This is a genomic window from Oceanisphaera avium, from assembly GCF_002157875.1.
In the GTDB taxonomy this organism is placed as follows: Bacteria; Pseudomonadota; Gammaproteobacteria; order Enterobacterales; family Aeromonadaceae; genus Oceanimonas; species Oceanimonas avium.
Genome location: NZ_CP021376.1, coordinates 568,899 through 584,472 on the forward strand (window position 1 = coordinate 568,899; position 15,574 = coordinate 584,472).

Annotated in this window: 12 protein-coding genes; 8 read left to right on the top strand and 4 right to left on the bottom strand. The window is 45.6% G+C overall.

The features are described 5' to 3' along the window. Positions 1–59: 59 nt before the first annotated feature. Entirely contained in the window at positions 60–1,571 is a 1,512-nt protein-coding gene (locus CBP12_RS02600) for an MDR family MFS transporter (protein ID WP_198341839.1), read from the bottom strand. Between the two features lie 315 nt (positions 1,572–1,886). On the opposite strand from CBP12_RS02600, the gene CBP12_RS02605 reads away from it, so the two are divergent. Beyond that, positions 1,887–2,657 (top strand): EAL domain-containing protein, encoded by a 771-nt coding sequence (locus tag CBP12_RS02605; RefSeq protein ID WP_086962674.1) that lies wholly within the window; start codon positions 1,887–1,889, stop codon positions 2,655–2,657. A gap of 77 nt (positions 2,658–2,734) precedes the next feature. Here CBP12_RS02605 and ybiO read toward each other — a convergent pair whose 3' ends face one another. Beyond that, positions 2,735–5,068, bottom strand: a complete 2,334-nt coding sequence (gene ybiO / locus CBP12_RS02610) for a mechanosensitive channel protein (RefSeq protein WP_232455127.1) — start codon at positions 5,066–5,068, stop codon at positions 2,735–2,737. Positions 5,069–5,352: 284 nt separating this feature from the next. Between ybiO and CBP12_RS02615 the strand changes: the two genes are divergently transcribed. From CBP12_RS02615 to CBP12_RS02635, 5 genes are all read left to right on the top strand, one after another. Further along, on the top strand, positions 5,353–5,871 hold the full coding sequence (locus tag CBP12_RS02615; protein WP_086962676.1) for a RidA family protein: 519 nt from the start codon (positions 5,353–5,355) through the stop codon (positions 5,869–5,871). A 659-nt stretch (positions 5,872–6,530) separates the two neighbouring features. Further along, positions 6,531–7,448 (top strand): acyltransferase family protein, encoded by a 918-nt coding sequence (locus CBP12_RS02620; RefSeq protein ID WP_086962678.1) that lies wholly within the window; start codon positions 6,531–6,533, stop codon positions 7,446–7,448. A gap of 275 nt (positions 7,449–7,723) precedes the next feature. Continuing rightward, positions 7,724–8,935, top strand: a complete 1,212-nt coding sequence (locus CBP12_RS02625) for a multidrug effflux MFS transporter (protein WP_086962680.1) — start codon at positions 7,724–7,726, stop codon at positions 8,933–8,935. 52 nt (positions 8,936–8,987) lie between these two features. After that, positions 8,988–9,362, top strand: a complete 375-nt coding sequence (locus CBP12_RS02630) for a c-type cytochrome (RefSeq protein ID WP_086962682.1) — start codon at positions 8,988–8,990, stop codon at positions 9,360–9,362. A 293-nt stretch (positions 9,363–9,655) separates the two neighbouring features. Then, complete coding sequence (locus CBP12_RS02635) at positions 9,656–10,315, top strand: glutathione S-transferase (protein ID WP_086962684.1); 660 nt, start codon at positions 9,656–9,658, stop codon at positions 10,313–10,315. Positions 10,316–10,371: 56 nt separating this feature from the next. Here the strand turns inward: CBP12_RS02635 and CBP12_RS02640 are convergent, their stop codons facing one another. Together CBP12_RS02640 and CBP12_RS02645 are read right to left on the bottom strand one after the other, a co-directional pair. Next, positions 10,372–10,779, bottom strand: coding sequence for a hypothetical protein (locus tag CBP12_RS02640; protein ID WP_086962686.1), 408 nt, complete (start codon positions 10,777–10,779; stop codon positions 10,372–10,374). A gap of 357 nt (positions 10,780–11,136) precedes the next feature. Next, a complete protein-coding gene (locus CBP12_RS02645; RefSeq protein ID WP_086962688.1) occupies positions 11,137–12,495 on the bottom strand; it encodes a GntP family permease in 1,359 nt (452 codons plus the stop codon). 346 nt (positions 12,496–12,841) lie between these two features. Between CBP12_RS02645 and CBP12_RS02650 the strand changes: the two genes are divergently transcribed. Both CBP12_RS02650 and CBP12_RS02655 read left to right on the top strand, forming a co-directional pair. Then, positions 12,842–13,423: a DJ-1/PfpI family protein gene (locus tag CBP12_RS02650; RefSeq protein ID WP_086962691.1), complete on the top strand. Its 582-nt coding sequence runs from the start codon at positions 12,842–12,844 to the stop codon at positions 13,421–13,423. Between the two features lie 306 nt (positions 13,424–13,729). Continuing rightward, positions 13,730–14,716: a universal stress protein gene (locus CBP12_RS02655; RefSeq protein ID WP_198341840.1), complete on the top strand. Its 987-nt coding sequence runs from the start codon at positions 13,730–13,732 to the stop codon at positions 14,714–14,716. Positions 14,717–15,574: the final 858 nt, after the last annotated feature.

Below are 15,574 nucleotides of genomic sequence, written 5' to 3' on the forward strand. Positions count from 1 at the left end.
CTTAAATTCTGTGCTATTAAAATAAGCCTCTGCCCTTTATGGGGGAGAGGCTTTATACATTAGGTGCGTAAAGGCTTGGGCTCTGATTGGTGTTGGTTAAATTGTCTAGGGCTAATAGCCACAATAATTAATACCAATATTGCCATCACTGCTAAGCCAATATATAAACCATACACAGCATCAAATACGCTATGGCGTAAATAACGACTCGCTTCAGCCACTTGATCAGATTGTTGTAAACTTATCACTACCTCGTCTATTTCTTTGGGTAAACTCGCCTTTAAGTGCGCCGGTGCTTGGGCTAATAAATGCGCCAAATTACCATTAAATAATGTACCAAACACCGCAATGCCTAAGCTTTGGCCTAAAAAGCGTGAAAACATGTTTGCTCCTGTGACCACACCTCTTTGTTGCCAGCCCACTGACGCCTGCGCGCCCACTAATAAAGGCGTCGATAATAAGCCAAAGCCTGCCCCTAATAGCACTTGGTCAAGGGCGATTAACCAAATAGATGCTTGATAAGGCAACGCTAAAAAACCAAGAGTGGCCAGCAAAATTAAGACACTGCCAATGAGGGCGGTATTGCGATAGCCAATACGCAAATATAACTTAGCCGATAACGTAGAAGCGCTAGGCCAGCCAATACTAATGGCCGCCAATACCAGACCGGCACTAATGGCATTTAAGCCATACACAGCTTGAGTAAAGGTGGGTAAATATGCAGTTGGCACCATAATAATAAAGCCCATGCCAATCATGGCTAAATTTGCGCCCACTAATGCAGGGTTTCGCCACAGCCAGCCCGGCATGATGGGCTCTTTTGCACGAGTTTGGGTCCACAGTGCAAAGGCTAATAATAATGCGGCCACACTAAAGGCGATAAGGCTGGCGTTTGAGCTCCACGCCCAAGCGGTTCCGCCTTGCATGAGAGCAAAAATTAAACTGCCCACGCCTGCTAAAATCGCCATTGAACCTAAATAATCAATGTGATGGCGCTTTTTAAGCACATCTTCATGTAAAAAAGCCACCAGCAAACCAATGGCCAGCACGCCAATAGGAAGATTTACTAAAAATATCCAATGCCAAGTTACATATTCTACAAAGGTGCCGCCCAGTAAGGGGCCAGAAATAGCAGCTATGCCCCATACACTCGATAAATAACCTTGGACTTTACCGCGCTCTTCTAAGCTATATAAATCCCCAGCCAACGTATTGACGGTGGCCATAATGGCGCCGGCGCCTAAGCCTTGTAAGCCTCTAAATACAATTAGACTGGGCATATCCCATGCCCATGCACAGGCCACTGACCCTATTAAGAAAATGCTGGCGCCAGTAATTAAAATGGGTTTGCGGCCATACAAGTCGGCGAGCTTGCCATAGACGGGAATAGTCACGGTTTGGGTTAATAAATAAATAGAAAATACCCAAGTAAACAGAGAAAAGTCCCCTAGCTCAGCCACTATTTGTGGTACCGCAGTCGAGACAATAGTGACATCCATGGCAGCCAACATCATAAACAACATCAGGGCGGTTAAAATCCAAGGGCGATGAGCGATAGCAGTGGCAGACACAGGCTTTCCTTAGCGTGAGTGTATTAAAGTGAAGGGTTATCAATACCTAACTTAGCGCAGCTGAGCAAGTCACAACGCCAGTTTAGTACTAAAGACTCTTTTGAGTAAGCTATGCTCAACTAATAGCAAGCGGATAAAGGGTGTTTATGCGTTGCGCTAATAAGCGTGATTGAGCACAGTTTAAAAAAAGTGTTAGCGTTTTTCTTACGTCCGGTTTTGCACTTAGGTTAGAATTAGCCAACGCGAGCCCTCACAGAAGGCATGAGTTGGACTCGTGTTTTACAGCATACGCGTTAAATCGATAAGGGGAGTTATATGTATGGCCAACCAGATACATGTTCACGACTAGTCTGTAGCCACTGTGCCGACCAAGGCACATTAGATTTTGATTTTACCATGGCTTTTCAACCTATTATCAATTGCCAGCGCCAAGAGATTTTTGGTTATGAAGCGCTGGTGCGCGGTCTAAACCAAGAGTCGGCTTATTCGGTGATTGCCAAAGTAAATGATGAAAATCGCTATTTATTTGATCAATTATGTCGGGTTAAAGCCATCGCTCTGGCCGCTAAGCTTAAGCTATCCACTATGCTCAGCATTAATTTTTTGCCTAATGCCATCTATCAGCCAGAGCGCTGTATTCGCACCACGCTTGCGGCGGCAAAAGAGCATCAGTTTCCTACCGAGCGTATTATGTTTGAGTTTACGGAAGTGGAAAAACTCGAAGACAATAAACATATTCAGCGGGTAGTGGAATACTACCAAGAGTTGGGCTTTACCACCGCCACCGATGACTTTGGCTCAGGCTATTCTGGCTTAAACTTATTAGCAGATTTTCAAACCGATATTATTAAGCTCGATATGGAGCTTATCCGTAATATTGAGGTGTTGCCGGTGCGCCAAGCCATTGTAAAAAATTGCTTACAGCTTTTTAAGGACTTAAACGTACGACCGCTTGCCGAGGGCATTGAAAGTTTAGGCGAATATAATTGGTTGCGTGAGGCGGGAGTAGAGTTAATGCAGGGTTACCTGTTTGCCAAGCCGGGCTTTGAGTGCTTACCTAGTGTGGATTTTTCAGCCTTTAACTAAGACCACTTAATAACAATTAGCACCTAAAAAAGCCCCGCACTGCGGGGCTGTTATCTTATTAATCAAAAGATAAGGAGTTAATTGTCATCTTTTTCATTAGGCGCATCATCGGTGTCGCTGTTATTTTTAAGCTTCACGGTAAGGGGAGCCTGAGTGCGCTTTGGTTGTTGAGCCAGCGCACTGTCTACGCTTTGCTCAATCACCCGTAAATTGGCCGCCGGCGCATGTCCGGCTTTATCTTCACCAAAATATACGCGGCTGTGAGGGTAGGGGATCTCAATATTTGCTTGTTCAAAGTATTGTTTAACCAAGCGATTATAAGCACGCCCCACGGCCCACTGCATGCCAGGTGTTGACTTAATTCGCACTCGAATATTAACGGAGCTGTCTGCAAGCGCGACGACACCTGATACTTCAAGTGGCGCCAAAATTTCATTTTTCATGGCTTCGCTGGCCGCTAGCTCATCATACGCCAGCTGCAGTTGCTGAATGGCATCATCAATATTTTCCCGATACGCCACTCGGTATTCACCCACATGAAAACCAAAGCCGCGCATGTAGTTAGACACCGTATCCACACTTGAAAATGGAATAATGTGATAGGTGCCGCTTAAGTCGCGAATACCTACCGAGCGAATACTTAAGCGCTCCGCAGTCCCGGTAATGCCACCTAAGGTCACTACATCGCCGGTATTCATGGCATTTTCAATTTGAATAAAGATGCCCGTAATAATGTCTTGTACGAGTTTTTGCGCACCAAACCCCACGGCTAGACCTAACACGCCAGCACCGGCAATTAAGGGACCAATATTAATACCAATTTGGGAGAGCGCTATCATAAAGGTCATGGTCGCGAGTGTGATAGCCAGCGCATTGCGAAACAACAACAGCAAGGTTTGGGTGCGAGCTGAGGGCTGGCCGGTGCCGGTTTCAGGGTTAAGCTTATGCTCAATCAGGCTGGCTAATACCACCCATACCATGGCGGAAATGCTTAAAATAATGGCCACAGCAATGATTTTACTCATCAATTTGCCGCCGGCTTCTGACTCATACCAAGCGGTTAAGTCTACGACATGCCAAGCATTCAAGATGAGTAGCACCGCCATGCTCACGATTAATACACGAATAAAGCGCAGCGCCGTCGGCACATAGCTGTTAAGGCGAGGCTCCAGCAAGGGGAGTTTGCGCCGCAATTCATCCGATAAATGAATATGGCGACCAATGGTTTGGCTTACTAAAGTGGACAGCAAAATAGCCAACACGATTAACCCTAAGGTTTTAAGCGTGGCAATTAAGACAAAGGGCAAGGCCAGCTCAGGGCTGAGTAAGGTGAGTACAAATACTGTACTAAAGTAGGCCAGCGCCAACCAATGCCAAATACGAGATAATAAGATCAAACTAAACTGACTGGCATTCATAGTGCTTTTTTCAGCTTGTAAGCGAATAGCACGGCGCAGTCGCACCCGGTTTTTAAGGATCACTAACACCGCATAAATATACGCCACCACCATTACTAAGGTGTTAACGGCCTGAGCGAGGGTCGCCGACATATTAATGTTAACTAAAGGCTCCACCACTAATACGCCATAGCCCACTAAGCCAATTAATAAGGCAAACCAGCGATTCCAATATCGCGCTTCACTGGCATTAATAGGCAATAAGCGCAGCCCATCGTAGCGAGAAGAAAACAACACCCGCAAGCCTGCTTTTAGTAACTCAATCACCAAAAAGGCATTTAAAAATAGCGAGCCTTGGGTGGTGAGCTCACCGGTAGTGCCAATAATAAAGGTCGCAATCAGTCCGCCTGCCGTATAAGCCAAACCAATAGCAATTACATCCACTAAGGCCGCTAACGCCACGCCCACGACTAAGCGCAGCACCGGCGTTTTGCTTTTTCCATGGCGAGACCAATGACTTAATCTGGCAAACAGCGGCATGCTTAAGCGGCGTAGTAACCAAAACAATACCCAAGTGGCGATAATTACTAAGCCTAGGTTGATGCTGGCATGCATAAATTCTTTACTGTCAAAGTCGCTATTAAGTGCGTCTTTGTCATCCACAAACATCGCTTGGGTTACATTGGCCAAACTATGAAATTGTGCGCCTAAGTCGGTGGCTATTAAGCGTGTCGTGGCGGCTAATTGTTTGGTTTTAGAAGGGCGAGTCGCGGTGTGTTCCGCAACTGGCACTGCTTCTTTGGCATCTTGGGAGGTTTGTTCCCCTTGTTGCTGGGCCAATAATTGCAGTTGTTCAATTAATTGCTGGCGGGTTTGTTCATTTTCTAGCACTTCTACTAACGCTTCGTAGGGAGCACCCGCAGCGGGGGGAGAAGTGTCAGCATGGGCAAGGCTCATAAAAGGAGCACAAAGCAGCCAAAATAGCAGCAAGGGTAGCGTTTTCAGTGAATTCACCAGTGGCCTCCGATCGGCGGTCAGCGTTATGGGTTAGCAAAGCAAAAATGATTACTTTAATAAAAAAAGCAATCCGACTCAGTAGAGTAACACAGCTTTTGGCGTCGTTTATATTTTCAATGGTTTAGTCGGCTTAAAAAATAAAAACTTGCTACGTACCCTAAGTAATTGCTGACTAGATTAGCTTATTAAAGATAAGGAGTGAGTGGACTCTTTATAGTGAGCGGCTTGCTATCGACTAGAATAGGAGCGCAAGCGACAATCTCTGACATCAAGGAGTGTTAATGAAAAAATTACCTATTCCCATTGCTTTATCCGCGCTGGCGCTGAGCGTAGCGCTAAGCCCTCTAAGCCAAGCCGAGGAAGTTAAGGCCGCCTCAAGTGAAGTAGTACGCCATGCCTTGCCTGACTCAGACTTTCCTATTTCATTGGCAGTAGAAATACCGGCCAATAAAACTGTGGTGCACTTAAGTGGCCAAGTGCCCATCGCTATTGACGATAACGCCGATGCGAATAGCATCCGTGCCTATGGCACCCTAGAGCAGCAGACGGTGTCTAGTCTTAAAGCGATTGAAAAAACGCTGGCATCACTGGATCTCACCCTCAGTGATGTTTATCGCATGCAAGTGTTTTTGGTAGCCCAAGAGGGCAAGGTAGATTTTGATGGCTTTATGAAAGGCTATACACAGTTTTTTGGTACTGCTGAGCAAGCTAACTTGCCGGTACGCTCAGCTGTGGAAGTGGCGGCGCTCGCTAACCCCGGCTGGCTAGTTGAAATTGAAGTTTCTGCTGTGCGCCCGTAGCGCTTACTTACACTTTTTGTCCTATATAGTGCCGCCTCACAGGCGGCTTTTTTATCTTAACATTGTTCTTAATGCCCATTTTCTTCGTTATTTTCTATTTTTCACAAAATATTTTTAGTCTGGCATTTTTCACCCCGCGCCAGTGTGGGCGCGGGGTGGCGTACGTGAACGATAGGAGCCAAATAAGTCTTGCGCCTAATCATGACACACTCAAATAAAAGCTGATACTAATCATGTAGTTAACTTGATAATCTAAAACTCGCTATTTGGAAACATTCGCATTCTCATTGTTTTAACACTCGCGAGGTCGGCTTAACTTAAAGATTAAACGCTCTTTTATTACTCACCACCGCCTTTACTCATTCCTTTAATTAGCGCAAGTCTGCTTGCTTAAAACTTAATTAGCTAATACAGGCACGAAGCAGGGACCGTCTCGTTGTTAGTAGTGGCTAACGATTAGCCAGTGCGGTGGCGTTATCCTTTGATTGCAGGACATGGAAGGTCTAAGCAACAGATTAATGGCCCAGCAGCATAATAGAAAGCTTGCCGCTTTAAGCTTGATTTGGCTAATAAACCAAATGGAGTGGTCATTATGTATTATCTGTTTGGAGTAATGTATTTTGAGTAGGAACATATCGCTGGATGTATTAAAGCTAGTTATGGCTTTTATGGTAGTGGGTTTACATGCTGGTTTTTTTAGTGAAATAAGCGAGCTCGGTGAATATCTATTTGTAAATGGTTTCTTTAGAATTGCCGTGCCTATTTTTTTTATTATTAATGGCTTTTACTTCTACACCACTCTAAAAAATGGCTCACCCCAGTTATGGTTTAAAAGAGTGGCGCTATTATATATAGTGTGGATGGCATTTTATTCTTATTATTGGGCCTTTAATCCTGGTTTATCCATAACTGGTATCTTAGAGCTAATAATGAAGTTTATCGTGGGCTACCACCACTTGTGGTATATCTCCAGCATGATGGGGGCGGCCGTGTTAGTGCTAATATTAAGAAAAAGTAGTACAAAATTAATGATATTAATTATTGCAGCTACCTTTATACTTGGTGTGTTTATACAATACACGGGTAATTATCGAGTATTTCAAGGGGGCTTATTAGATCTGTTATTTAATACTACCTGGATGCATCGTAACTTTTTATTATTTTCATTTCCTTTTTTTGCTATTGGCTATCTAGTTAACAAATACTCTGTGCATAAAATGATATCAGAAAAAGTGGTGCTCGTTGGTGCATTTTTAGGGCTAGCCCTGCTTGTAACTGAGTCCTATCTAAATTATCACAATCCTAATAGAGAAGGAGATTTTGATAACTTTATAAGCTTAATTATTGTTTGCCCGTTAATTTTTATCTTGTTTAAAAATAAAGAGGTAAGTGGTAATACCAAAAGTATTGCGCTTTATTCCTCTGCTATTTATTTTGTGCATGCCTTTGTCTTGATCTTCCTAAGAGAAGTGACTCACTTTGAAGGTGTCTCTTTAACCTTGATGGCAATATTACTATCGGCTATGGCATCGGCCTTTATTATTGCTATTAATAATAGAGTGAAAGTCATTTTATAAAATAATATAATAAATACCTAGGCTAGGAATACATCACATTCCTAGCCTTTTTTTAATGGCCATGCTTTTTTCAAGATGGTATTAAGTGCTATTAATTATATTAGAATGCCAACGTACGCACTCATATTAGGTTTTTCTCCGATTGCAACTTAAGGAGGGGCTGATTTAATAATGCCACCGCGCTAGACTGGTCGGTGTTAGTGGTTTTTTGAGGTGCGGCTCTTATAAAGGGGCGCATGCTAAATAGCCATATTGTACAACCACAGGAGCGGTAAGTGTCACAACTACAATTGGCTATTTTACTGGGCATGACGGTCGCGCTAGGCCCGCTAGCACTGGATGCCTATCTGCCGGCGTTTCCTGAGATTGCCTTAGCGCTTGGCGTTGAGCACAATGATGTGGGCTTAACCTTAAGTATTTATGTGGCTGCCTTAGGGTTAGCGCAATTAGTGGGTGGCCCGTTATCAGATCGTTATGGTCGCCAAATTGTTTTAATGAGTGGCTTATTAGTGTTTACGCTGGCCGCATTAATGGTAGCGCAATCTGGTAACTTAAATGACATGCTGATGTGGCGCTTACTACAAGGCATAGGCGGTGCTTTTTGTGCGGTGTCGGTGCCGGCCATAGTGCGTGATCAGTGTCATGGCGTAGCAGCGGCACGCTTATTTGGCCTGATTGGCTTAGTGATGTTTATTGCGCCGGCGGCGGCGCCAAGCATTGGCGTGTTAATGCTGGCGGTCGGGGATTGGTCAACCATTTATCTGTTGTTGGCCGGCTATGCGGTATTTTTGGCCATAATATTGCGCGTAAGTTTATTTAAACGCTTGCCTACTAAAGCGCCGGTTCATACTCCGCTATCAACGCTGGTGACCAATTACGGTTTAGTGTTACGCCATACCGTTACTATGCGCTTTATTGGGCTGCAGGCGTTGTGCTTTAGTGCCATGTTGGTGTTTGTGACTAATGCTTCTTTTATTTACCAAGAATGGTTTGCGCTCTCTAATACGCTCTTTTCTGCTTTATTTGCCGCTAATATTGTGGCCATGGCTAGCCTAAATATTTTTAACCGTTATTTGTTACGCCACTTTGAAGCTGTCTCCATTTTGCGAGTCTCGGTTATCTTGCAGTTTATCGCCTTACTCGTGTTAGTGGCGCTGGCCTGGAGCGGCGCACCTTATTGGTTAATTGCGCCAAGCATTGTGTTAGCGGTGGGTTTTATGGGCTCTATTGTGCCTAATAATATGGCTAATGCTTTGGAGTTTTTCCCACACCTTGGTGGTACCACCGCCGCTTTATTAGGGGCGACTCAGTTTAGTATGGCTGGCGGTATTAGTGCTTTTTCTACCACCTTAAGCACCCACTCCCTATTACCGCTGGTATTACTAATGGCGATCTGTTCATTAGGAGCCTTGTGTTTAGCACTAGGCGCGCCGCGAGCGGTACGAAAAGAAACGGCGCGCTTAAACGAGCTGGGGCGCTCAAGCTAAATTGATAACTTTTGATAATAAGTACTTTTGATAGTAAGTAAAAGGAACAAGCATGGCTAAAAAACCCAGTAACAAGCGTTGGTTTGTCATTATGGCGGGCTTAGCCATTGCCGTGTTGATTGGCAGCCAATTAATACCTAATCAGAATGCGCGACATCAGCAAGGTCAGCTTGCTTATGATGAGCATTGTGCGAGCTGCCATGGCAGTGACTTAACCGGCACCCGCCAAGGGCCGCCATTTCTGCATGTCGTGTATGAGCCGTCCCATCATGGCGATGAGGCGTTTTATCGCGCCATTGCTAATGGGGTGCAGGCGCACCATTGGCGTTTTGGTGATATGCCGGCGGTGCCAAAGGTGAGCCGTGAGCAAGCCAAAGAAATTATTGCCTATATTCGCCAGCGGCAGCGCGAGGTAGGTATTAAGTAGCTTAGCTCTGTCAGTAAGGAATAAGGGAGCTGCGGCTCCCTTTTTACTAAGACTTGAACCCCGTTGCCACAGTAAGTGAACTAAGTATTTTGTCAGGCTGTCAGCTTTACAAGGCTTATCAGAGAAAGATACCGGGGCAAGCTCGGTATGACGGCATGGAGAGGAGGTTAGCTTATTACGCCATCCTGACACAGCTAAGGATGATAACTAAAGGTTACAGCTAATAGCCAAGTGTGACCTTTTTTGTAACTTGGCTACAATGACGGGCTTAGTTCACTTAGCTTGGAGCCATAATGTCTAATACACTGCCGCGCTTATATTCTTTTCGTCGTTGTCCTTATGCGATGCGCGCGCGCCTTGGGCTATTATTTGCCGAACAACAGGTTGAGCTGCGAGAAGTGGTGCTAAAAAATAAGCCTCCCGCCATGCTAGCTCTTAGCCCTAAAGGCACAGTGCCGGTGCTGGAGCTACTTAATGCAGACGGCTCCACCCAAGGAGTGATTGAAGAAAGTATAGAAATAATAGAGTGGGCGCTTAACCAACAAGATCCGCAAGGATTATTAAATACAGACTTAGTTGGTGCTAATGCCTTAGTTGAATACAACGATACTGATTTTAAAGACAGCCTCAATCGCTATAAATATGCCGAGCGTTATCCTGAATTTAGCCAAGTAGAATATCGCCGACAAGGCGAAGTGTTTTTGCAGCAACTTGAAAACTTGCTAGCTAAACACACTTATTTGCTAGGCGCACACATAAGTTTCGCTGATATTGCCATTATGCCCTTTGTGCGCCAATTCGCTCATGTGGATCGCGAGGTATTTTATAGCCTGCCTTACCCTAAGCTGCAGCAATGGTTACAAAATTGGTTAGAGCACCCCGTATTTAAACAAGTGATGGTAAAGCGTAAAGCTTGGGCGCCTGAGGATGACACTGTGATATTTAAGCTTTAGAGCAGATCGGCAAAACGGCGTAATGTTGCAGCAGGTTATTATACCAAACAGTAAAATTAACGGCTTACCTCCGTCGCGTGTTGAAAGTCAGAGTCTTGCTTTAGAAAATACCGAGGCACGCCCAGTATGACTGTTGGTGCTGCAGTACGGTTTTCGGTTAGCTTATTAAAGTCTTTTTTTGCCGCATTAACCGAATCATCAGTGAAGACAGTAACGGACAGTTGAAGGTGCTGTTCGCCTTCTTCTAGTACATAAAAGAAAAACGGCGCTACCCTATCTAATTGCTGTAATTTGTCTTGGGGCAAGTCTAGTGCAGTTGCCACTACTTGAGGGGGAACCAGCTTACAAGGAGTATCGGCTAGGGAAGTATCATAGAGATGACTGGCCGCTGAGGCAGTTCCTAAACTAAAGATAAATGCGCAACTTAGTGAAATAAGAGCAGAGTTAAGCGTCCTTAAGCTCATGTGTTCTCCCTAAATTTTACCTGAATAACAGCCAAATAAATATTAAGCCTAGTTCAAGAATAAAAGACTGCTTACCGTCGAGTAAAATAAGGAGCGATGACAAGCTATTAATAATTAAAGTTATTATGATGCTATAACGACTTACTCTAATGCTAGGTGCTTGCTGGTTAATAGTAATAATTTACAGCAGCTCGAGGTATTTATAACTCTAAGTTCAGAAGGTTTTATCTGATTTTTATAATAAGAAAAGCCAACACAATGTTGGCATTTCTTTAGTCAAATAATATTAGTTAAACAATATAAGTTAAACAATATTTAAGTTATTATTTTATGTTCTAGGCTTAATCAAGGTCATGGCTACAACATAATTAAGGTTAGGATATAAACCACTACCATGGCGGTCACCCCTTGCACTAAGGTGGCCATAGTTTGAGCCCGATAGGCTTGTGGAACACTCATCTTACTAAACTGAGTCACCACCCAGAAAAAGCTATCGTTGGCATGAGACACTGTCATGGCGCCGGCACCTATGGCCATCACGGTAAGCACTCGGCCCATTTCACTGCCTAAGCCAATATCGCCTAACATGGGCGCCACTAAGGCGGAAGTAGTTACTAGTGCCACGGTAGACGAGCCTTGGGCAGATTTTAGTGCCGCTGATACTAAAAACGGCATAAAAATACCTACTCCTAAGCCCGATAAGGTCATGCCTAAATAGCTGCCCACCTCAGTGGCCTTGATCACAGCGCCAAAGGCTCCGCCGGCACCTGTGATTAATAAAATAGGCGCAGCAGACACTAAGCCACTGGCAATATGCTCACTAAATTGTTCAAGCTTATTAGCACCTTTAAGCAAGCTAAAAGATAAAAACAAGCCAATTAATAAAGCATTTAACGGTTGTCCCAAAAAGTTAAGCAATTGATAGGCAGTGTCTTTACCAAAAGGAGCGGCAGGAAAGTTCGCCACTGAGCCTAAGCAAATAAGTAATATTGGAATAAAGATGGGCGCGAAGGCATTAAAGGTGCTGGGCAACACCCCATAACGCTGTTTCATTTGCTCAAATGCTTCGGCTTGCTCTATTAGCTCTTCTGCGCCTTCGCCGTCAGGTTGTTCATGTTTAAAGCGATTTGCCCAAAGCAAGCCGGCGGCGGCCGCAAACGCAGATACCAATAAGCCTACGCCAATCACTACACCAAGGCTGGACTCTAATCCTAAGTTGCCCGCAGCCGCTATGGGGCCGGGAGTCGGCGGCACAAAAGTATGAGTGGCATATAAGCCCGTTGCTAGCGCCACACTCATGGCCACACTGGAGACCTTCATCCGATTAGCGAGTGACTGCTTAAGGGAGTTTAAAATCACGTAGCCTGAGTCACAAAATACCGGGATAGACACTAAATAACCGATAATAGACACGGTAAGCGTGGGAAAACGCGGCCCGAGTAATTTTATCACGGCTTCCGCCATGGTGATGGCGGCGCCGCTTTTTTCTAAGATCACGCCAATAATGGTGCCCAGCACAATTACTAAGCCGATGTAGCCTAAAATACCGCCAAAGCCATCACTAATAGTTTTGGCGGTATCGGCTAGGGGTAAGCCACTACTAAACGACAATAAAAACGCTGCTAATAATAGAGTAATGAAGGGGTGTAGCTTAAATTTAGCCGTCGCTAATACGATAAAAGCGATAATGGCGATTAAAATAAACACGCTAGACATAATGTCAGTTCCTAGTGGTAGGAGAGGCAGGTGATAAAGGCTGCACCTTAGCTTAAATAAGGAGGCGTATCTTTTAACATACTCACACTTTTGCTTAATTACCTATGCATTAATCGGTATAACACAGAATTTGTGGTGTTAAGTTTTGTCTAAGGTTAAATTGATGGTGTTTTATTTGAGGTTGTAGGGCTCTCGTCTTTTGTAAATTATCCTCGCTGTGAGTGAAGTATAGCCCTTCAGGTCACGCCGTTTGCGCTTTAAGCTGCGCCATGTAAGCTGGATAAGCACAATAATATTTATAGTAGTTTCACTTTAATTTTCTTGATGCTTATCTAAGGACGATAAAATGGCTGCAAAAAAGATTCTGATGCTAGTGGGCGATTACGTTGAAGATTACGAAGTGATGGTGCCGTTTCAAGCGCTGCAAATGGTGGGTCATACGGTGCATGCGGCGTGTCCTGATAAGAAAGCAGGGGAGTTTGTTCGTACTGCGATTCACGACTTTGAAGGGGATCAAACTTACAGTGAAAAGCCGGGCCATAACTTTGTGCTCAACTGTGATTTTGCCACCGTGAAAGCCGAGGATTACGATGCGCTAGTGGTACCCGGCGGGCGCTCTCCTGAATATTTACGCCTTAATGACAGGGTGCTGGAGTTAGTAAAAGCCTTTGATAAAGCCAATAAACCCATCGCTGCTGTGTGTCATGGCCCGCAATTACTCGCTGCCGCGGGTATTTTAAAAGACCGTGAGTGCGCTGCCTATCCGGCCTGTGGCCCCGATGTTAGTTTAGCGGGTGGCCAGTACGTGGAGCTGGATGTAAGCAAAGCCCATACCCAAGGTAACTTAGTGACTTCGCCGGCGTGGCCAGGCCACCCTGAGTGGCTAGCGCAATTTTTGCGCCTACTAGGGACTACCATTACTCACTAATTTTATCTGCTCTTTTTTAGCGCCTTGTTATGCAAGGCGCTTTATTAACTAATCCTTCTTTATCCCTTCTTCTGGTTAGCAGTATGGTCTGTTAAAGGTCTGAGTCTTAAAAATGCGCCTTAGCTTGCAAATATTGCCGCATCTTTGTTTTTTCTGACTATGCTCAATCTTCAAGCCCTTGACTTGTTAAGCGATTAATCCGTTTTTTAGGTTAATAACTGCTGCGTGCCAGGATGGCCCGGCAGGGTTCGCCAATGCTTAATGGCGAATAAAAATAGAACATTGTGCTACAAGGAGGTAGAAACTATGTCTCATACTGAGCTTGGCGCTCACCCGTCGCTGTGCCACTTAACAAAACCTTGCGCTCAAATTGATCATGTATTGGCCTGTGTCAATGGTGATGCTTCTAGTGAGGCCGTGTTGCAGCATGCCTGCGCTTTAGCGACGGCGTTTTCTGCACGCCTTAGTCTGTTACAGGTATTAGAAGTGAGTGTCTCGCAAGAGCCCATGGATCCCGTGGAATGGACGCTGCACCATTACGATAAATTAGAGTATTTAGACCGCTGCCTAAGTGATATTAAAGAAGTGAGTGCTGAGGCGGTGATAGTCGCGGGGCGCGCTGGCGAGAGCATTATTAGCTGGTCACAAGAGCACGGCGCCACGCTGATTGTACTGGGTCGAGGCGCTCAGCACGCGCGCCTTGGTGACACGGCGCGCCGGGTAGTAGAGGGCGCCCAGGCTTCGGTATTATTAGTGCCTTCTCAAGCGATGTTAAATCCTAGCCACGCTTATGAGCGATTACTTATCCCCCTTGATGGCTCTTGTCGCGCCGAATGTGCCTTGCCGCTGGGCCTGCGCTTGGCGGCTAAATCTCACTCTACGTTACTGATTATTCATGCCGCTCCTCATAGTGACTTGATTGAGCGCGACCGCCTTAATGGTCACGCTAGCAGCTTACGCGAGCAGTTATATCGCCACAATGAAGCAGCCGCGCAACGTTATTTAGATGAGCTGCGCAGTCGTTTGCCTGAGCAAATTCAAGTGAGCCTGCATATTTTGCCCAGTGCAGATGCGAGGTGCGCGCTATTAACGACCACTCATCAACACGCCCTCGATTTAGTCGTACTCTCGGCCACGGGTAAAAGTGGGCATGGCGATATGCTGCTTGGCAGTGTGGCAGATTATTTAATTCATCGCCTTGATGTCCCGGTATTACTGGTTCGCCAAGCGCAGCCTAAAATGGCAGCGCAAGATAATATTCAAACGCTAAGACGACCAGGGCAGGGCATGTAATGACACCAACACTTCATGATAAACAACCCACGCCCAACAACCCTCATCAGACACTTCCTCACGGAATTACCACCGGGCGCGCCAACGCCGTTCCAGCATGGCAACACCTTGCTGATATGTTGCCTTGGCTTACCCACGTTCATGAGCACTGTCTTAAGCCTAGCGCGCCATTAGCAAAGGCTGCACCTTGGCTATTAAATAATGAGTTTCATCTTCGCCGCGCGATACGCCAAGTGCGCCAAGATATGCCAATGGCGTTCTATCAGCGTCTGCCACGTCTTTACCATCAACAATATCACGGCTTGCCCCGTATCTATTGGCTAGCCCGACGATTGTTCACCAATAGCCAAACCCACCTTAGCCAGTCCTATATTGTAGATTTTGTTAACGATTATCAGGGCGAATCACCGCTTAACTTGGCGGAGCTGTGGGCCTTAGGCGCCATGTTGCGCTTAGTCTGCTTAGAAGTGGTGGTGGCGGCGACGGCTCAGTTATTACCTGATCTCACCCCGCCTTTTAAGATTAGCCATGTTGAGCTGCCAGACGAGATTGAAGCTAGCCTGGCCTTATCGCAGGCGATCATGGTGCTCATTTCGCTGTCGTCAATTTCTTGGCAGCAATGCGTGGAGCAAACCAGTGAAGTAGAGCGCATTTTAAGACAAGATCCCGCCAAGGTGTATGGCGCCATGGACTTTGCTACCCGAGACCGCTATCGCCATGCAGTGGAAAATATTGCCGAGCTGGCAACGCAGCCGGAGTGGCAAGTGGCTAATAAGGCCCTTAGCTTAGCAAAGGCGCGCTGGCCGGCGCGGCGAATTGGTCATGTGGGTTATTGGTTAATTGATGATGGCCGCGCGC

What these genes read in the sequence shown, in the direction of transcription:
- CBP12_RS02605 (WP_086962674.1), top strand. Translation starts at nt 1,887, where the DNA reads ATGTATGGCCAACCAGATACATGTTCACGACTAGTCTGTAGCCACTGT.
- CBP12_RS02615 (WP_086962676.1), top strand. Translation starts at nt 5,353, where the DNA reads ATGAAAAAATTACCTATTCCCATTGCTTTATCCGCGCTGGCGCTGAGC.
- CBP12_RS02620 (WP_086962678.1), top strand. Translation starts at nt 6,531, where the DNA reads ATGGCTTTTATGGTAGTGGGTTTACATGCTGGTTTTTTTAGTGAAATA.
- CBP12_RS02630 (WP_086962682.1), top strand. Translation starts at nt 8,988, where the DNA reads ATGGCTAAAAAACCCAGTAACAAGCGTTGGTTTGTCATTATGGCGGGC.
- CBP12_RS02635 (WP_086962684.1), top strand. Translation starts at nt 9,656, where the DNA reads ATGTCTAATACACTGCCGCGCTTATATTCTTTTCGTCGTTGTCCTTAT.
- CBP12_RS02640 (WP_086962686.1), bottom strand. Translation starts at nt 10,779, where the DNA reads ATGAGCTTAAGGACGCTTAACTCTGCTCTTATTTCACTAAGTTGCGCA.
- CBP12_RS02645 (WP_086962688.1), bottom strand. Translation starts at nt 12,495, where the DNA reads ATGTCTAGCGTGTTTATTTTAATCGCCATTATCGCTTTTATCGTATTA.
- CBP12_RS02650 (WP_086962691.1), top strand. Translation starts at nt 12,842, where the DNA reads ATGGCTGCAAAAAAGATTCTGATGCTAGTGGGCGATTACGTTGAAGAT.
- CBP12_RS02655 (WP_198341840.1), top strand. Translation starts at nt 13,730, where the DNA reads ATGTCTCATACTGAGCTTGGCGCTCACCCGTCGCTGTGCCACTTAACA.